Consider the following 17,084-nt stretch of genomic DNA (forward strand, 5'->3'; position numbering starts at 1 on the left):
CGGCCGAGTTGGACAACCTGGACCCCACGGAAGCCGAAAAATGGCTGGCTGTGCGTGATGACATTGTGGCGACCGCGCACAGCTTCGGTCTCGACGGAAACACCTTCCTGGCCCGCTACAACGATCATGATAGCGTTTCGGTCGGCACAACGGCGACTTGGAAAGACGCGGATATTTCCACCGCTGTGGCCCACTTCAATAGCCAAGGCGTTCCGGACAGCTACGCGCGCGCCGAGGCCGTTGTCGGTGAGCTGCACCAAGTTTCATCCAGCAAGATTGCCGCCGTGTTGCAAGAGATTGCCCATACCCGCGAACAGGCCGTCCAAATCCATAAGGATGAGGTTCACAGCTTGTAGACAGGGCTGATTGCCGCCTTTAGCTACGGCGCGCGCCCACTTTCAGAGTTTCCGCGAAAAACTCATACTGACGAGCGACGCGCCAATTCGACCGCCTGAATACATTCAGGCCGACCCGAAGTCAGGGATGCGGGCCTATCGGGCGAACGCTAGATCGGGCTATGGTCGTAAGATTAACTCCAGCCGGTCGATCCCGCGAACTCCGATCTGGCGGCTGAAGTGTAGTGTCTTAGGTGGACCGGCGAGACGTGCATTGGAAAACCGTTCAAACAGACGCTCCAGTGCCACATGCGCCTCGATCCTGGCAAGCTGCATCCCGAGACAGACATGGATGCCATGGCCGAACCCCAGATGGGCGTTCGGACGGCGATCGAGCTTCATTTGCTCGGGGTTCTCAAACCGGGCCGGATCGTGATTGGCACCTATTAGCAGCGCTGACAGCTTGTCGCCGCGCTTGATGGGTACCCCGTGAAAGTCGAGGTCTTCCTTTGCGAAGTGGGCCTTGGTCATGAGCACGGGCGTGTAGTACCGCATGAACTCCTCTACGGCGAGCGAGAGGTGTGTGGGATCAGAGGTGATGGACATCGCCGGCTCCGCGCGGCCAAGAAGTCCCGCGAGCGCGTCCGAGATCAGGTGGACCGTTGTGACGTGCCCGGCGGTGAAGAGTGTGAAAACCATCGACAAGAGCTCGTTCTCGGTCAGCCGGTCACCTTCTTCCTCCACCAAAGTCAGTTCACGGATCAACCCAGGCGCAACGCTTTCCGGATCGGAACGAACCTGATCGAACATGCCGCGAAAGTAGGTCATCGTCCGATAGAGCCCCGGCATCGCAAATGGAATGGTAAGAACCCCGCGCGGGCGTGAGATCGGAGAAATCCACCGCGACACCTTCGGCCGATCATGTTCTGGCACACCAAGTAGGGCGCAAATCGCCATGAGCGGCAGAGGGGCGGCATAGGTTTTGACGATGTCCACGGGACGATCCGTGGGCAAGGCGTCGAGCAAGCCATTGGCCATGGCCTCGATGTCGGGGCGCATGTCTTCGATCGAGTGGCGAGAGAAGGCGCGGTCGACGAGTGAGCGCAGTCGTTTGTGCTCGTCGCCGTCTTTTGCCAGCATCGACTCCATGAGCGGGCGCATGAACCGCGGCATCCACCAGAAATACGTCTGGATAGGTTTGCCGCCTGCCGCAGCCGGATCTCGGCTGAAACGGGGGTCTTTCAGCAGGCTGCGCGCCGTGCGGTCGTCTGTGGTCAACAGCAACTCGCCAAAGAGTGGAAGACGCGCGCGCGCCAGGGGGCCGCTCTCGCGTAACCTCGCAAGGTCTTCGGCCGGGTTCTCGATGAAGGACTTCGCCGCAATATCAATTGCCGGAAGATCTCGTGTATTTTTGTTCGCCATGTCAGACTGTATCGCCCCGGCCGAGCGAACGCCAACCATCCAGACCACTACGCAGAGCCGCTGATTGAGATGGGGGAAAGGGCACACTCCGACGAAGCGGCGCGGCCATCAATCTGGCCCGACGACCTACACTCTCTCCCGACCCAGGCTGCTCGCTAACCGGTTCCCATCAATGCATGGCCTTCACCGTAGTAGTTTATCCGCAGTTGATTGCGGCAGACCGCACTAATGGCGAGTTTCCCGCTCCGTGATGATAACGGCTCTTCCTGCCAGCATGGCGGTCGTTCGATCGTTGTCAGCTGCTGTCGGCGATGCGGACTAAGCGGTCTTTCAATTGAAATTTTTTCTGTCTGCTTTTTGCGCTTAGCGATGAGGCGAAAGACAGACCGATGGGATGGCAGGTCCTTGGTAATGTGCCTGCTGTAGCCGCGTAACCAAGGCATCAATCTGTATATCGGCCACGAAACGCGCATTCTTTGCGCTGCCATTCCGCTTCCCTGTGGTTTGAAAACCACCAACGAAGGATGGTCGTCGATCTGACAGACCGAGTTACCGGCCAGGAAATTTGGCTTTTGGCGGAGCTGATTCTGTCCTCATTTATTTGCAGGAGATCACTGAGCACAGCGTCCTTTGATACGGAAAAAATTACCACTCCGGTGCCGGATTTACCGCGAAAATCAACGCGCTTTGTCATCTTACTGTCGCATCACTTGATTAAGTTGGCGATTGTGGATATCAACATGGAAACGTTTCCATAGGGGGTTTTTTGCGACAGCAGGTCACAATCAAGGACGTTGCACAGCTTGCGGGCTGTGGTGTGGCATCGGTAAGTCGGGTGCTGAACAACACCGGGCCGTCAAGCCCGGAACTGCGCGAAAGGGTGCACAGGGCGGCTGATGAGCTTGGCTTTGAGTTCAGTGAAGTGGGGCGATCGCTGCAAAGCAGCACAACCCGGACAATCGGCTGTATTGTGCCTTCTATTGCCAACCCGGTATTTGCTGACGCAGTTCAGGGTTTGCAGGAAACAGCGCAGGCCGCCGGGTATCAGACCCTGCTGGTCTGCACCAATTACGACCCGGAAAGTGAAACCAAGGCGATCAAAACGCTGATGGGCAAGCAGGTTGACGGGCTGGTTCTGACTGTCAGCGACGTGAATTCCAGCGAAGGGTTGAAGACCGTTCAGCAAAGAAGCGTCCCGCATTGTTTGATGTTCAATGCCGCACCCGACAACAGCGAAAGCTGGTCCGTCGATGACCGGTCCGCGGCCATCTCGGTTGCACAGGCGTTTTATGAGGCCGGGCATCGCCATGTCGGGTTTATGGCGCTGAATTTCAAATCCTCGGACCGTGCGCGTGCGCGCCATCAGGGGTTTGCCGAGGGGTGTTCAGAAAACGGCATGACAGCGCCTGCTCTGCTGGAAATCAAAGAAGACAACGAAGGTCTGACCGAATTGCTGCGCGGGTTTTTAAACGACAATCCGTCGCTGACCGGCATTTTTGCTTCAAACGACTTTCTGGCGCTGGCCATCATCCGAAGTGCACGGGCGCTTGGTTTGAATGTGCCGGGCGATCTGTCGATTATCGGTTTTGACGGCATCGAAGTTGGCACGATGGTCGACCCAAGTCTGGCCACGATTGTAACCAATCCGAAATTGATGGGCAGCGGGGCCGCCGGAACGGTTCTGGCGCTCATCAATAAAACCGAGGCACCGGTTCAGCCAGACCCGGACTCCTCGTTTAGTTTCCGCGCCGGGGGCAGTCTTGCGCCACCTGCCGCAGAAAGAAGTGACGACGAGATGGGTGCAACCATCCCGTCGTCAGACAATCCCACCAAAGAGAACGTTAATTTTCAACTGGAGAGATCAAAATGAAATATAAACTCGCAGCCGCCTTAGTGGCAACGACCTTCGCGGCACCTGCATTTGCCGAAGATGCAGTGTGCTATAACTGCCCGCCGCAATGGGCCGACTGGGCATCGATGCTGGAAGCCATCGACAAAGAGATCGATATCCAGATGCCCTTCGACAACAAGAACTCCGGCCAGACCCTCAGCCAGCTCCTGGCAGAGCGTGATAACCCGGTCGCCGATGTGGCTTATTATGGTGTGACCACGGGCATCAAGGCAGGCAACGAAGGTGTCGCGACGGCCTATAAGCCCACCGGCTTTGAAGATATCCCGGAGGGTCTGAAGGATCCGGATGGTAAGTGGTTCGCTATTCACTATGGCACGCTGGGCCTGTTCGTGAATGTCGACGCGCTTGGCGGTGCCGAAGTGCCCCAGTGTTTTGCCGATCTGAAAAAGCCGGAATACAAAGGTATGGTTGGCTATCTTGATCCGTCTTCGGCTTTCGTAGGCTATGCGGGTGCTGTGGCTGTCAATATTGCCTTCGGTGGCGATCTGGACAATTTCGATCCTGCGATTCAGTACTTCAACGAATTGGCAGAAAACGCGCCCATCGTGCCCAAGCAGACATCCTTTGCGCGGGTTGTATCGGGTGAAATTCCGATCCTCTTTGACTATGACTTCAACGCTTATCGCGGCAAATACGAAGAAGACGGCAACTTCGAATTCGTTCTGCCTTGCGAAGGGTCGGTGCGCGTTCCTTACGTGATGAGCCTTGTGAACAATGGTCCGCACCCGGAACTGGGCAAGCGGGTTCTGGATTTCATCCTGTCTGACAAAGGTCAGGCCATCTGGACCAACGCCTATCTTCAGCCGTCGCGCCCGGTCGAGCTGCCGGCAGAAGTTGCGGCGAAGTTCCTGCCCGCCAGCGACTATGAACGTGCCGTGGCCGTTGACTATGCCAAGATGGAAAAGGCACAGGCGGGCTTCGGCGAACGTTATCTGGCAGACGTCAAGTAAACCTTTCCTCTAAAGGGGGGGGATGGGCGTTCGCCCGTCCCCCGAAAAGGCCAAACCATGACCAATCGGAACTTTGTTCTGGCGTGTCTCACGCCACTGATAATCTTTTCTCTGGCGTTTCTTGCCCTTCCTCTGGTGAAGTTGTTCCAGGCATCTGGCGATAGTGAGATCGGCTGGGCCATCTATCTCGATGTGGTAACCAAGCCGAGATATGTGAACACGTTAATCCTAACGGTGATCGTGTCCTTTGCGACGACCATTGCCGCGCTGGCCATCTCGACCACGGCAGGCATGTTTTTGTCGCGCAATCAGTTTCGAGGGCGTGGAACCCTGCTGGCGATCCTGACCTTGCCGCTTGCGTTTCCGGGCGTGGTGATCGGTTTTCTGATCATCCTGCTTGGTGGGCGGCAGGGTCTCGTCAATCAGCTGACACCGGGTCATGTTGTCTTTGCCTATTCAGCACTGGGTCTGTTCCTTGGGTATCTTTACTTCTCGATCCCACGGGTCCTGCTGACGGTCATGGCGGCGGCTGAAAAGCTTGATCCTTCCCTTGAAGAAGCCGCGCGGACGATGGGCGCTTCGCCGTACAGGGTGGTGATGGATGTCATTGTTCCTGGCTTGATGCCATCGTTGATTGCCTCAGGCGCAATTGCCTTTGCGACCGCGATGGGGGCCTTTGGCACCGCGTTCACGCTGGCAACAGACATCGATGTCATTCCGATGGTGATCTACACAGAATTCACCCTGTCCGCCAACATCGCCATGGCATCGGCATTGTCGATCGTTCTGGGCATCGTCACATGGGCGTTGCTTCTGATCGCACGCAGCCTGTCTGGCTCCACCGTGGCTGCCGGAGGTTAATATGTTCAAATCAAAAACCAAAATACTGCAACTCGCCGTCACGCTTCTCGCATGTGCATTCCTGCTGGTCCCGACCTTGCAGTCGGTCCTTGCAGGTATCACGGTAAATTACTTCAGGGGTGTCTCGTCCGGCCTGACCACGAAATGGGTGATCGAAGTCTGGTCGCTCTATGCAGACAGCATCTTTCTGTCGATATGGCTGGCCTTCGCCTGCCTGATCTGCACGTTGATCATCGGCATCCCGGCTGCCTATGGATTGGCACGCCATCCCGGCTGGCTGTCGCGCCTGTTGGAGGAATTCATCTCGCTCCCGCTTGCAATCCCCGGTCTGGCGATCGCGCTGGCGCTGTTGCAGCTTTATGGCTCGATGAAAGGGTTCCGCGCCTCGTGGACCTTCATTCTGGTCGGCCACGTACTTTATACGCTTCCATTCATGGTCCGCTCAATCGTGGCAGTTCTGGCGGCAATGGACCTCAAAACGCTTGAGGAAGGCGCCGCCTCTCTGGGGGCAAGCCCCTGGCAAAGGTTCCGTGACATTGTTGTTCCAAACGCGATGCCGGGCATTCTAGCAGGGGCGCTCACGGTAGTGACGCTTTCAATCGGGGAATTCAACATCACCTGGATGTTGCACACGCCCTGGCTCAAGACGCTGCCCGTCGGTCTTGCTGACAGCTATGCCTCCATGAGGCTGGAAATCGCCTCCGCATACACGCTTGTCTTCTTCGTACTCATCGTTCCGCTCCTGATGGCCATGCAATGGGCCTCGGCGCGTGCGCAAAGGATAGCCAAATGACCCTACGCCTAACCAACACCGCCAAAACCTATCCCGACGGGACCAAGGCGCTTTTGCCCTCGGAACTGACAGTGGAAAAAGGCGAAATTGTCTCGCTCCTCGGGCCCTCGGGCTGCGGGAAAACCACGCTGCTCAGAATTATCGCCGGGCTGGAAACGCCTGATGCGGGCAGTAAAATTCTGTTTGATGACGATGATGTGACCTCTCTGCCTGTCGAGAAGCGCAAGGTCGGGATGGTTTTTCAATCCTACGCTTTGTTCCCGAACATGTCGGTTCGGGCCAACATCGGCTATGGGCTGAAAATGCAGAAATTGCCAAAGCCCGAGATTGAAAAACGCGTGACCGAAGTTCTGGAAATTTGCCAGCTTCAGCCATATGCCGCCCGCGCCATCAGCGCGCTGTCAGGTGGTCAGCGTCAACGCGTCGCTCTGGCCCGTGCAATTGCGCCACGCCCCCGCATGCTTTTGCTGGACGAACCTTTGTCCGCTCTTGATGCAAACCTGCGCGAAGCCTTGCGCGACGAATTGGCCGTGCTATTGCGTGAATTCAACATCACCGCAATTTTCGTCACACATGATCAGGACGAGGCGATGGCCATTGCTGATCGTGTTGCCGTCATGTCCCATGGCCATGTCGTCCAGAGCGGCACACCGGAAGAGCTTTACCGCAATCCGAATTCGGAATTTGTCGCGGGCTTTGTCGGCAACGCGATGCGTCTGGACGGACGCAGCGAGGGCGCGAAACTGCATCTTGATGGTGGCGTTCTTGATCTTCCTGCGGATGGCACCGGCCAGGTTGTGTTTGTGCGGGCCGAGGATGTGCAGATCGACCCCGACGGACCGTTAAGCGGCAAGATCGAAACGGTGACGTTCCTGGGAACGCATTACCGGCTTGGCATTTCCGGCATCGTGTCAAACGTTCTGACATCGACCCATGTCGGGCTCAGCGCGCCCAAGGTGGGCGACTCCGTCAAGGTTTCGATCAAACCGGATGCGCTCATGCTTTTGCCTGAAGGGACCGAAGCCGAATGACCAAGATCATTCAGATTTCGGATCCGCATATCGTACCACATGGTCAGCTTGCCTACGGGCAGGTTGACACCGCACCTGCACTGGCCAGTTGCGTCGAGACCGTGAACCGTTGCCTGCCGGAAATCGGGCCGGTCGATCTTGCCATCGTCACCGGCGACCTGACGGACTTTGGCACCAAAGAGGAATATCAGCGGTTCAGCGATATCATGCATCCCCTGAAAATCCCCTATCGTGCCATTCCGGGCAATCACGACAGCGTCCCGGTGATGCGGGATTTCTTTGCCGACAAAGACTGGGTGCCGGCATCCGGCCCGATCAACTGGATATCCGAGTTCCCGGATCTGGTCCTGATCGCTCTGGACACAAATGTGCATGAACAGGCGCATGGGCACCTGACCGACGACAGCGTCGCTTTCCTGCAAAACGGGCTGGATGCGGCAGGCGGAAAGCCGGTGATCGTTGCCACCCATCATCCGCCCATCATGACGGGCCTTGAAAAGATGGACATCCAGAACCTGCGGGAAAGCCGGATGTTCCGGGAAATCCTATCCTCTTACCGGGGCGAATTGCGTCTGGTCTGTGGTCATGTTCACCGCAATATCGTGGCGAATTTTGGCGGCGTGATTTGCCAGATTGCCCCCGGTGTCTCACATGCGGTCTCAATGGACTTGCGTGAAGGTGCCCCCAATTGCCTCACCAAGGAGCCGGGCGGTTTTCTGTTACACGAATTGCGCAATGGAATTTTGACGCATAGCATCCCGGTCGGGGCGTTCGACGGTCCGCATTTGTTTTACCCGAATGACTGACCGCGAACTGCGACGAGTGAGGGAATTGGCTGATGGATGACACGAATATCATCGTGTTCGCCCTGCATATTGCAGGCGCGGCGGCGCTTTTGATCTGGTCGGTCAGACTGTTGCGGACGGGGGTCGAACGCGCCTATGCGGTTCAGCTACGCGCTTTTCTGCGCCGCTCCAACTCCAGCCGCCTTCAGGCGATGGTCAGCGGGATCTTTGCAGCGCTTTGTCTCCAAAGCGCGACTGCGGTCGCGGTGTTGCTGTCAAATTTCGCGGTTAAGGGCGGCGTTGGATTGCTGGCCGGAATGGCCATTCTGCTGGGCGCGGATGTCGGCTCGGCCATCGTGTCGCAAATCCTGCTCTTGCGGCAGGATTTTCTGGTGCCGCTGCTTTTGCTGATCGGCGTCATCCTGTTCCTGCGCAGCTCGCGCAACGAAATACGGCAGCTGGGGCGGATACTGATCGGGATTGCGCTTATCTTCGTGTCGCTCGACATGATCCGCGCCGCCACCGGCCCGCTGATCGACAGCCCGGCCACGATCAGCGTTATGCGCTATCTGGGCGGCGATGTGCTGACGTCCTTTGTGATCGGCGCTTTCTTTGCCTGGGCGGTGCACTCCTCGGTTGCTGCCGTGCTGTTCTTTGTCACGCTCAGCGCGCAAGGGCTGCTGCCCCCTACCGGCGCTGCGGCAATGGTATTGGGTGCGAACGCAGGGGGCGCTTTTCTGGCCTATATGCTGACCCTCACCGCCCCGCTGGCCGCCCGCCGCATCGTCGTGGCCAACGTTGCACTGCGTGGCGGAGGTGCTGCGTTGCTGCTCGTCGTGCTGTTGCAAAATCCCGGGCTTCTCACATGGCTTGGAGAAAGCGCATCGCGCCAGGCGATCAACCTGCACCTCGCCTTTAATGCCGGGCTGGCCCTGCTCGCCATGCCGTTTCTGAAATGGATCACCGTTCTGGCCGAGCGCATGATGCCGGAACAGGCCGAAACAAATGCCGACCTGATCCAGACCACCGCCCTTGATCATTCCGCCCTTGATCAGCCGCCCCGTGCTCTGGCCTGTGCGACCCGCGAAATCATGAAAATGGGCGAAACGACCGAGACCATTTTGCGCGCCTCCATCGTGCTTTTCAAAAACTGGGACGCGGCCGCAGCCAAGGCCATTGAGGCCAAAACCACCCATGTGCAGGACCTGCATGTCGAGATTAAGCTGTATCTCGCCAAACTGAACCACAGCCAGTTGAGCGAGGACGAAAAGGAGCGTTCAAGCGAGCTTGCAACCATTGCCCATAGTCTTGAAACCACGGCGGATGCCATTGGCACCGGGCTGGTGGAGCAGGCCAGACTACTCAATGCCGAACACCTGACCTTTTCCGAAGACGGGCTTAAAGACGTCGAAGACTTCCATGACCGTGTGCTCAGCAATGCGCAACTGGCGCTGAACGTGCTGATGACAGGCGCGCCCGATCCCGCGCGGCAATTGCTGCGGGCCAAGGAAAAGGTGCGCACAGCAGAGCAAACCCTTCAGGAAAAGCATCTGGAACGGCTTCGCTCGGGTCTGAAAGAAAGCTTTGAAACCAGTCGAATGCATCAGGAGAGCCTGCGCATTCTGAAAAACGTGAACGCAGGCTTTGCCATTATCGGTTATCGGATCGCGGCGCGCTCTGGCGACCTTTTATCGACCCGCTTGTCGAAAAAACCGAAAACCGGACAATAGCCAGAACCACGTTACGAAAGCGACGGCGCATATCAAACTTCGCATTCTGCGCCGTCTCCAACGGCGGACCAGAGCCAGAAAATCCGCGCTGGGAAGAAGAGAAAACTGAATGCAGACTGTTGATCAAATATTCACCCGCTACGAGGCAATCCGACATCGTTTGCCCAAGGCCAATTCCGCCCCGGCGACGCAGGAAATCGGCTCGCTTCTGGAAATAGCAGATCAGGCTGATGTCTTTGTATTTGACGCATTTGGCGTGCTGAACGTGGGCGAAACACCGATTCCCGGCGCCTCATCAAGACTGGACCAGCTGCGCGGCAGGGGATGCCAGATCCGCATTCTGTCCAATGCCGCCAGCTATGATCACGACCGCGCAGTTATCAAGTTTCAAAAACTTGGCATGAACGTGGAACCCAAAGAAATCATAACCAGCCGGGATGCCGCAATCGGACAGATCACCCCCGGTTTGTGGGGCTGCATCGCCGCCCCCTCAGACGATTTAAACGATATTCCCGCCGACGTCCTCCGCCTTGACGAAGACATCTTGGATTATGATCAGGTATCGGGCTTTCTGTTTCTATCCACAGAAGTCTGGACGAACGCGCATCAAGCGCTCTTAGAGAAGTCACTCCAAAATAACCCGCGCCCGGTGGTGATCGCCAATGCGGATCTGGCCGCGCCGCGCGAAGATGGATTTTCACTGGAACCGGGGTATTTCGGGCATCTGATGGCCGATCATGACTCAAACGACATCCACTTTTTTGGCAAACCCTTTCCATCGGTTTACAAGCTCCTGGAAGCGTCACTGTCAGAAATCGCCGCAAACCGCATTGCCATGTGCGGCGACACTTTGCACACCGACATCGCCGGTGCGGCTGCAAGAGGATGGCGAACTGTTCTTGTCACACGGGATGGGATGTTTTCCGGCTATGACGCGCTCGCTTTCTGCCAACGCGCCGGAATTTTCCCCGATTGGCATCTTTCAAGGATCTGATATCTACCTGTTTCAGACATAATGCCCCCAATATTCGTTGGCGCAGTGCGGCGAAGAAATACGAAACGCAGACCCACACCGGACGAACACCAAGGGCCAAAATTTTCAAAGTCCGCACCCTGCGCATAGCTGCCGCTCGTACCTCGCGCAGCATCCGGTAGTTTGGGCTCTCCTGGCAGCTTCGCCGCCCGATGCACCAATGGGTGCTGCCGGGAACCGCTACCTTTTGCATCATCGTCCGTGAACTGGTAAGACGCGGACACAGCCGCCATTTGCTCATGCAGCTATTGCTGACGCAGCATCCGCTGGCAGGTGAAGCACACTTTTCGCCGCGTTGCAGCCGATGTCGCCGGAGCGGTCATTCAGGTGCATAGATTTGGCTGGAAACGAAACTACACTTTCGCGGTGAGACAAGTCATTACGATCTTGTACTCAGAGCATTCGCTGACCGTCTCTGAGGCGCCGGAAAACCTCACAAAGTCGCCATCACGGCCGTCGCCCGCAAGCCTGTGATCATTGCCAGCGCTCTCGTCAAATCAGGTCAGGAGCGGTCATCGCAAACCGCTGGAGAGATACAGTTGCTAGCCACAAACCGATTTGGCAGATGATTCGACGGCATCCTCGACCGTCGGCATAGGAGCAGCGGCATCTATCACGATAGCGCCCTCATTTTTGAGCGGCCGCTCCAGATTTGCGAATTGGGCATCCAGCAAAGATGCTGGCATAAAATGGCCCCTGCGCGACGCCATACGCTGTGCAATGGCATCGCGACCGGCATCTAGAAATATGAACTTTAAATGCCCCACGTGGGTGCGAATCAGGTCACGATACTGCTGTTTGAGGGCAGAGCAGGCCAGAACGACATGCCCCTGACGTCGGGCGGTTTCAGCGGCCTCACACAATGCATGAAGCCACGGCAATCGCATCTCATCATTGAGCGGGATACCCCGTTTCATGGCCCTTCGATTGGCGTCCGAATGGTAATCGTCGGCTTCAATGAATTGAGCGTCCAGTCGCTCCGCGAGACTGCGTGCGATAGTGGTTTTGCCAACACCGGACACGCCCATAACAATAAAGACATGATTTCGGGTGGCCTTTGGGGGTTCAACCATAAGAGTGCAATTCAAATGAGTAGAGCGCGGGCTTGATCCGGGAGCAACGCATCCGGACGTTCGCAAGCAGTGACCATATCGATCCAGCGTCGTTCTTCAGCGGACTGAAGGATTGCGGTCATTATCTCGACCACGTGAGTCGCTAGTTCCAAGCTGCAACGATGCGGCCTTCCCGTGGCGACGGCCACGGCCATATCCGCAAGTCCTGCACAGCGGTAGTTGGCACGGTCATTCCCTTGCCCGTCCTTGGCATTGGGGATCTCAAATGCATGATTGCGAGACGCAATAGCGGTAGTATCGCCGTCCTGCTTGGCTAGATAAACCTCTCCTCCAAAGAAATTTGGATCAGGAAGGTACAGCGAACCGTCAGTTCCATAAAGTTCCATATTCTCATGGCGATGGGCGCAAACATCCCAACTTGCGCCAAGGGTGATCAGCGCGCCGTTTTCGAATTCAAGTACGGCGTGAATATTGGTCGGCGTGTCCACAGGCACGGTTTCGCCCTCGCGCGGGCCATTGCCGATGGTGCGGCTCGGAAAGCTGGCCGAAGCCATGGCTGTCACCGCTTTCACCGGCCCAATGAGTTGCACCAGGTTGGTCACATAGTAGGGTCCTAGATCAAGAATGGGCCCGCCACCGGGCTGGAAAAAGAAGTCCGGATTGGGGTGCCAAGCCTCCATTCCGCGCGACATTACGTGACAGGTACCACCGATGATGTCCCCGACCAGATTTTCGTCAATGGCCGCACGAGCAAGTTGATGGGCACCGCCTAGGAAGGTGTCCGGCGCCGACCCGACGCGCAGACCTTTTTCCGCCGCAAGGCTCCGCAGGGCTTCGCCTTCTTCCAGGGTCAGCACAAAGGGCTTTTCGGAATAGGCGTGCTTGCCTGCCTCTAGAGTCCGTTTGGTCACATCGAAATGCGCCGCCGGGATCGTCAGGTTGACGATAATCTCTATGTCATCGGCAGCCAGCAGATCGTCGATCGTATCGGCGCGAACCGAAAACTCTTCCGCTCGCAACTTGGCGGCATCCATGTTCAGATCGGCAACCGCCCGCACCTCAAGCGCCTTAAAGAGCGGCGCGAGCTTGAGGTAAGAGGTCGAGATATTGCCGCAGCCGATGATGCCGACACCAACAGTCTTCATGTCTGTGATCCCTCAAAATGCCTGAACGGTGGCCAGCGACCGGGTGGCCATGCGGACATGGTCATTGGGGTTGTCATGTTCGATGACGTAACGCTCGACCCCGGCGGCATCCATGGCCTGCTTGATCGCGGGCCAGTCCATGATGCCGTGACCCACATCGGCCCAGCCGCTTTCATCGGCATTCTCGCCTTCGGGCGCGCGGTCCTTGACATGCACGGTGGTGATGCGGTCGGCATATTTCGTCAGCCATTCCGCCGGATCGTGACCGGCCACTTTGACCCAGGCCAGATCAAGCTCAAGCATGATGTCATCAGAGGCTGCCGCGATGATATCGAGCGGCATTTGCCCGTCAACGGGCACCAGCTCGAAATCGTGATTGTGCCAGCCGTATTCCAGCCCGGCAGCGATGATCGGCTCGCCCGCCTTGGCCAGACGCGTCGCGAAGTCCTGCCAACCGGCCAATGTGGTCGGGCGCTCGGCAGGCGGGATGAAGGGCACGATCACCGATTTGATCCCAAGGGCCTTGGCAATCTCGATCGCCTTTTCGGGCTCGTTTTCGACCAGATCAGGCGCGAAATGGCCCGTCGGCATGGTCATGCCATGCGTCTCGAGCAATGCTTTGGTCTTGGCCAGGTCTTCATAGTAAGGGCCGACGCCTTCGACCTCTTTTACGCCCAGCTCTTCAAGCATCTTGAAGGTTTCTCCAACGTCCCAATTGCGCGACGAATAGAGCTGATAGGAAATAGAAGGCATGATCTGTCCTTTTAGATCAGGTTAAGGGTTGGCCATTCGGCCCTTTTTGGGATTGGAAAGCGCTTAGAGCCGCAATTCCGATTGAATATCGAAGAGCGAGGATTGTGACAGGTCGAAACCAAGTCGCAGTTTCTCACCGACCTTCACATCGGCCTGCCCCTCCATGCGCACGCGGAAATGGTTGCCCGCAACAACACAATCCACGAGCTTGTCTGAGCCAGTTGGTTCAATCAGGTCGATATCCACGTCGATCTGATAGGGCGCGTTCTGCACAAGCTCTCCGGTGACCACATGTTCGGGGCGGATACCCAAGGTCGCAGGGCCTTCGACCGAACCTTCCGTAGAGAATTCGTAGCCGGACAGCGGGATCTTCTGCTCGCCCACTTCGAAGTGACCGTCCTTGATCTGGCCATCCATGAAATTCATTGACGGCGATCCGATGAAGCCCGCCACATATTTGTTGACCGGGCGGCTGTAGATTTCATCAGGGGACGACAGCTGCATGATCTGACCGCCCCGCATGATCGCGATCCGATCGGCCAGCGTCATCGCTTCGATCTGGTCGTGGGTGACGTAGATCATGGTGTTTTCGAGGTTCTGGTGCAGGCGCTTGATTTCGACCCTCAGATCCGCGCGTAGTTTCGCATCGAGGTTCGACAACGGCTCGTCAAACAGAAATACATCGACGTCGCGCACCAACGCACGCCCGATGGCCACACGCTGACGCTGACCACCGGACAGGGCGGCAGGTTTGCGTTTCAAAAGCGGCTCGATTTGCAGGATTTCCGAAGCGCGTTTGATCCGCTCGGCGATCTCAGCCTTTGGCAGGCCCGCATTCTTAAGGCCGAAGGACAGGTTCCCCTCGACCGTCATCTGCGGGTAGAGCGCATAGGACTGGAACACCATACCGATGCCACGTTCGGACGGCTCGGCCCAAGTAACGTTCTGACTGTTGATGTGGATCTGCCCTGCTGAGATATCCAGCAGGCCTGCAATACAGTTCAACAGGGTGGACTTGCCGCAACCGGACGAGCCTAGGAGCACCAGGAATTCGCCCTTTCCGATATCGAGATTGAGGTCTTTGAGGACTTCAACTGATCCAAACCGCAGGTCGAGATTTTTGATTTCTACTGAGTTTTCCATGATGTTCAGCCTTTCACCGCGCCTGCGGCGATGCCGCGCACAAAGAGTCTTCCCGAGACGAAATATATGGTCAGTGGCACCAATCCGGTGAGGATCGTAGCGGCCATATTGACGTTGTATTCCTTCACGCCTTGGGTCGTGTTGACGATATTGTTCAGCGACACAGTCATCGGATAGCTTTCCGGGCCGGTGTAGACGACGCCGAACAGGAAGTCGTTCCAGATGCCTGTCACTTGCAGGATCATCGCAACCGTGAAGATCGGCAGGGACATGGGCACCATGATGCGGAAATAGATGCCCCAGAAGCCCGCCCCGTCGACGCGTGCAGCCTTGAACAGCTCTTCAGGCAGCGACGTGAAATAGTTGCGGAACAGCAGCGTCAGGATCGGCATCCCGAAGATCGTGTGAACAACGACCAACCCCGATAACGATCCGTATAGGCCAATCTCGCGCAGCATGATCACAATCGGATAGAGCATCACCTGATAGGGGATGAAGGCGCCAAAGATCAGGATGGTGAAGAACAAATCCGCGCCTTTGAACTTCCAGTTGGCCAAAGCGTAGCCGTTCACCGATGCGATGATAATCGACAGGATCACCGAGGGGATCGTGATCTGGACCGAATTCCAGAACCCAGTACTGAGACCGTTACAGGTCAGACCGGTACAAGCCTCGGACCACGCTTTGACCCAGGGCTGAAAAGTCACCTCCATCGGCGGGGCAAAGATATTGCCCATCCGGATTTCCGGCATGCCTTTCAGCGACGTCACGATCATGATGTAGAGCGGCAGAGCGTAGTAGGCAGCCACTACAAAGAGCGTGCCGTAGAGAAAGATATTGCGTCGCGAGAAGGCCTTTTGCGGTTTTGGCCCATGTGGGCCGGTGAAAGCGGAAGCGGAAGTATCAGCCACGGTTCTTGCCTCCAAACTCGAGGATAGCCCAGGGGATCACGATGATTGCGACCGTCACCAACATCATGGTCGAGGCAGCAAAGCCCTGACCCAAATTGTTGGCCTGGAACATCATGTCATAGACGTATTTGGCGGGAACTTCGGTGGCGATGCCCGGACCCCCGCCCGTTTGCGCCACGATCAGGTCATAGAGTTTCACAATGCCCGTCACCACCAGTACAAGGGTCGTGATAAAGACCGGGCGCATCATCGGGATGACAATGAAGATATAAGTTTTCCAGGCGGGGATACCGTCGACACGGGCCGCCTTCCAGACCTCTTGATCGATACCGCGAAGACCGGCGAGCATCAGCACCATAACGAGCCCGCTACCCTGCCAGAGGCCGGCAATGAGCACGCCGTAAATCGCGATATCGGGCGTATAGAGCGGGTCGAAGGTGAAGCTTTCCCAACCCAGACCACGCACGATATTTTGCACGCCAAATTCCGGGTTCAGAATCCATTGCCAGACCAGACCGGTGACAACGAAGCTGAGCGCGTAGGGGTAAAGGATGACGGTGCGAATTGTATTCTCAAATCGGATCTTTTGGTCAATCAGCGCAGCCAAAATGAAGCCGATCACAAACATCAAAACCAGCATACAGAAGCCATAGATGGCAAGGTTCTCGATTGAAACGAGCCATTTACGCGTGGGCCACAAGCGTTCGTACTGATCTAGGCCAACCCACTGCAAACGCGGCAGAAGACCGGAATTGGTAAAACTGTAAACGACAGTCCAGATCGTGCCGCCAACAAAAACAAAGAGTGCGGTCCCGATCATCGGGATTGCTGCAATTTTTGCCGATTTGTTGCGGAACAACTGGTTCGGGCGTGTTGATGACATGATCTTTCCCCCGCGCTGACCTGCATCCGAAATGCCGCGCCAAACACCTGAATAACGCCGGCCCGCGTATTCGCGGACCGGCCTAAGTTGCAGATTACTGCGCTGTCGCGATGATGCTCGCGAATTGAGCCTGCGCATCCTCGACTGTGATAGATGAGTCAGCGAAGAACTCAATGAACAACGTGCTGATCTGGTCCGCTGTGTCAGGAGTGACCAGTTGAGCTGTGTCTGGCAGAGTTGCACCATCAGCCAGAAGGGCCAGGCCATTCTGCATGAAGTCATTGGCTGACGACAATTCGATGTCACCACGCACCGGTAGGAAAC

Annotated in this window: 17 protein-coding genes and 1 pseudogene; 10 read left to right on the forward strand and 8 right to left on the reverse strand. The window is 56.8% G+C overall.

Annotated elements, in window-relative coordinates; all coding sequences use genetic code 11:
• A partial coding sequence (locus ACR0L9_RS20275) for a hypothetical protein (protein WP_480896554.1) occupies positions 1–356 on the forward strand: 356 nt, incomplete at its 5' end.
• 159 nt (positions 357–515) lie between these two features.
• On the opposite strand, the gene ACR0L9_RS20280 is transcribed toward ACR0L9_RS20275, so the two are convergent.
• Positions 516–1,757, reverse strand: a complete 1,242-nt coding sequence (locus tag ACR0L9_RS20280) for a cytochrome P450 (RefSeq protein ID WP_475163816.1) — start codon at positions 1,755–1,757, stop codon at positions 516–518.
• Between the two features lie 524 nt (positions 1,758–2,281).
• On the opposite strand from ACR0L9_RS20280, the gene ACR0L9_RS20285 reads away from it, so the two are divergent.
• From ACR0L9_RS20285 to ACR0L9_RS20325, 9 genes are all read left to right on the forward strand, one after another.
• Positions 2,282–2,515, forward strand: a complete 234-nt coding sequence (locus ACR0L9_RS20285) for a hypothetical protein (protein WP_480896555.1) — start codon at positions 2,282–2,284, stop codon at positions 2,513–2,515.
• Between the two features lie 8 nt (positions 2,516–2,523).
• Complete coding sequence (locus tag ACR0L9_RS20290; RefSeq protein ID WP_480896556.1) at positions 2,524–3,627, forward strand: LacI family DNA-binding transcriptional regulator; 1,104 nt, start codon at positions 2,524–2,526, stop codon at positions 3,625–3,627.
• The gene (locus ACR0L9_RS20295; RefSeq protein WP_480896557.1) at positions 3,624–4,619 is read left to right on the forward strand and encodes an ABC transporter substrate-binding protein; all 996 of its coding nucleotides are present in this window, start codon (positions 3,624–3,626) and stop codon (positions 4,617–4,619) included. Before ACR0L9_RS20290 ends, ACR0L9_RS20295 begins: the two co-directional genes overlap by 4 nt.
• 57 nt (positions 4,620–4,676) lie before the next feature.
• Complete coding sequence (locus ACR0L9_RS20300; protein WP_480896558.1) at positions 4,677–5,480, forward strand: ABC transporter permease; 804 nt, start codon at positions 4,677–4,679, stop codon at positions 5,478–5,480.
• Between the two features lies 1 nt (position 5,481).
• Positions 5,482–6,273, forward strand: a complete 792-nt coding sequence (locus ACR0L9_RS20305; protein ID WP_061047620.1) for an ABC transporter permease — start codon at positions 5,482–5,484, stop codon at positions 6,271–6,273.
• A complete protein-coding gene (locus ACR0L9_RS20310; protein WP_480896559.1) occupies positions 6,270–7,304 on the forward strand; it encodes an ABC transporter ATP-binding protein in 1,035 nt (344 codons plus the stop codon). Before ACR0L9_RS20305 ends, ACR0L9_RS20310 begins: the two co-directional genes overlap by 4 nt.
• Positions 7,301–8,110 (forward strand): phosphodiesterase, encoded by an 810-nt coding sequence (locus ACR0L9_RS20315; protein ID WP_480896560.1) that lies wholly within the window; start codon positions 7,301–7,303, stop codon positions 8,108–8,110. The genes ACR0L9_RS20310 and ACR0L9_RS20315 overlap by 4 nt, the downstream gene beginning before the upstream one ends.
• 32 nt (positions 8,111–8,142) lie before the next feature.
• Positions 8,143–9,819 (forward strand): Na/Pi cotransporter family protein, encoded by a 1,677-nt coding sequence (locus tag ACR0L9_RS20320; protein WP_480896561.1) that lies wholly within the window; start codon positions 8,143–8,145, stop codon positions 9,817–9,819.
• 109 nt (positions 9,820–9,928) lie between these two features.
• Positions 9,929–10,813, forward strand: coding sequence for an HAD-IIA family hydrolase (locus tag ACR0L9_RS20325; RefSeq protein WP_480896562.1), 885 nt, complete (start codon positions 9,929–9,931; stop codon positions 10,811–10,813).
• 581 nt (positions 10,814–11,394) lie between these two features.
• On the opposite strand, the gene ACR0L9_RS20330 is transcribed toward ACR0L9_RS20325, so the two are convergent.
• The 7 genes and pseudogenes from ACR0L9_RS20330 to ACR0L9_RS20360 all read right to left on the reverse strand — a co-directional run.
• Positions 11,395–11,925, reverse strand: a complete 531-nt coding sequence (locus ACR0L9_RS20330; RefSeq protein ID WP_480896563.1) for a gluconokinase — start codon at positions 11,923–11,925, stop codon at positions 11,395–11,397.
• An 11-nt stretch (positions 11,926–11,936) separates the two neighbouring features.
• The gene (locus tag ACR0L9_RS20335; RefSeq protein ID WP_170641989.1) at positions 11,937–13,070 is read right to left on the reverse strand and encodes a Gfo/Idh/MocA family protein; all 1,134 of its coding nucleotides are present in this window, start codon (positions 13,068–13,070) and stop codon (positions 11,937–11,939) included.
• A 12-nt stretch (positions 13,071–13,082) separates the two neighbouring features.
• Positions 13,083–13,823, reverse strand: coding sequence for a sugar phosphate isomerase/epimerase family protein (locus tag ACR0L9_RS20340; protein ID WP_170641987.1), 741 nt, complete (start codon positions 13,821–13,823; stop codon positions 13,083–13,085).
• 63 nt (positions 13,824–13,886) lie between these two features.
• Complete coding sequence (locus tag ACR0L9_RS20345) at positions 13,887–14,966, reverse strand: ABC transporter ATP-binding protein (RefSeq protein WP_170641985.1); 1,080 nt, start codon at positions 14,964–14,966, stop codon at positions 13,887–13,889.
• 5 nt (positions 14,967–14,971) lie between these two features.
• The gene (locus ACR0L9_RS20350) at positions 14,972–15,877 is read right to left on the reverse strand and encodes a carbohydrate ABC transporter permease (protein WP_170641983.1); all 906 of its coding nucleotides are present in this window, start codon (positions 15,875–15,877) and stop codon (positions 14,972–14,974) included.
• Positions 15,870–16,760, reverse strand: a complete 891-nt coding sequence (locus ACR0L9_RS20355; protein ID WP_480896564.1) for a carbohydrate ABC transporter permease — start codon at positions 16,758–16,760, stop codon at positions 15,870–15,872. The genes ACR0L9_RS20350 and ACR0L9_RS20355 overlap by 8 nt, the downstream gene beginning before the upstream one ends.
• A gap of 94 nt (positions 16,761–16,854) precedes the next feature.
• Positions 16,855–17,084, reverse strand: a pseudogene (locus ACR0L9_RS20360) (carbohydrate ABC transporter substrate-binding protein); the annotation flags it as partial.

It is taken from the genome of Ruegeria sp. I3 (assembly GCF_056532525.1).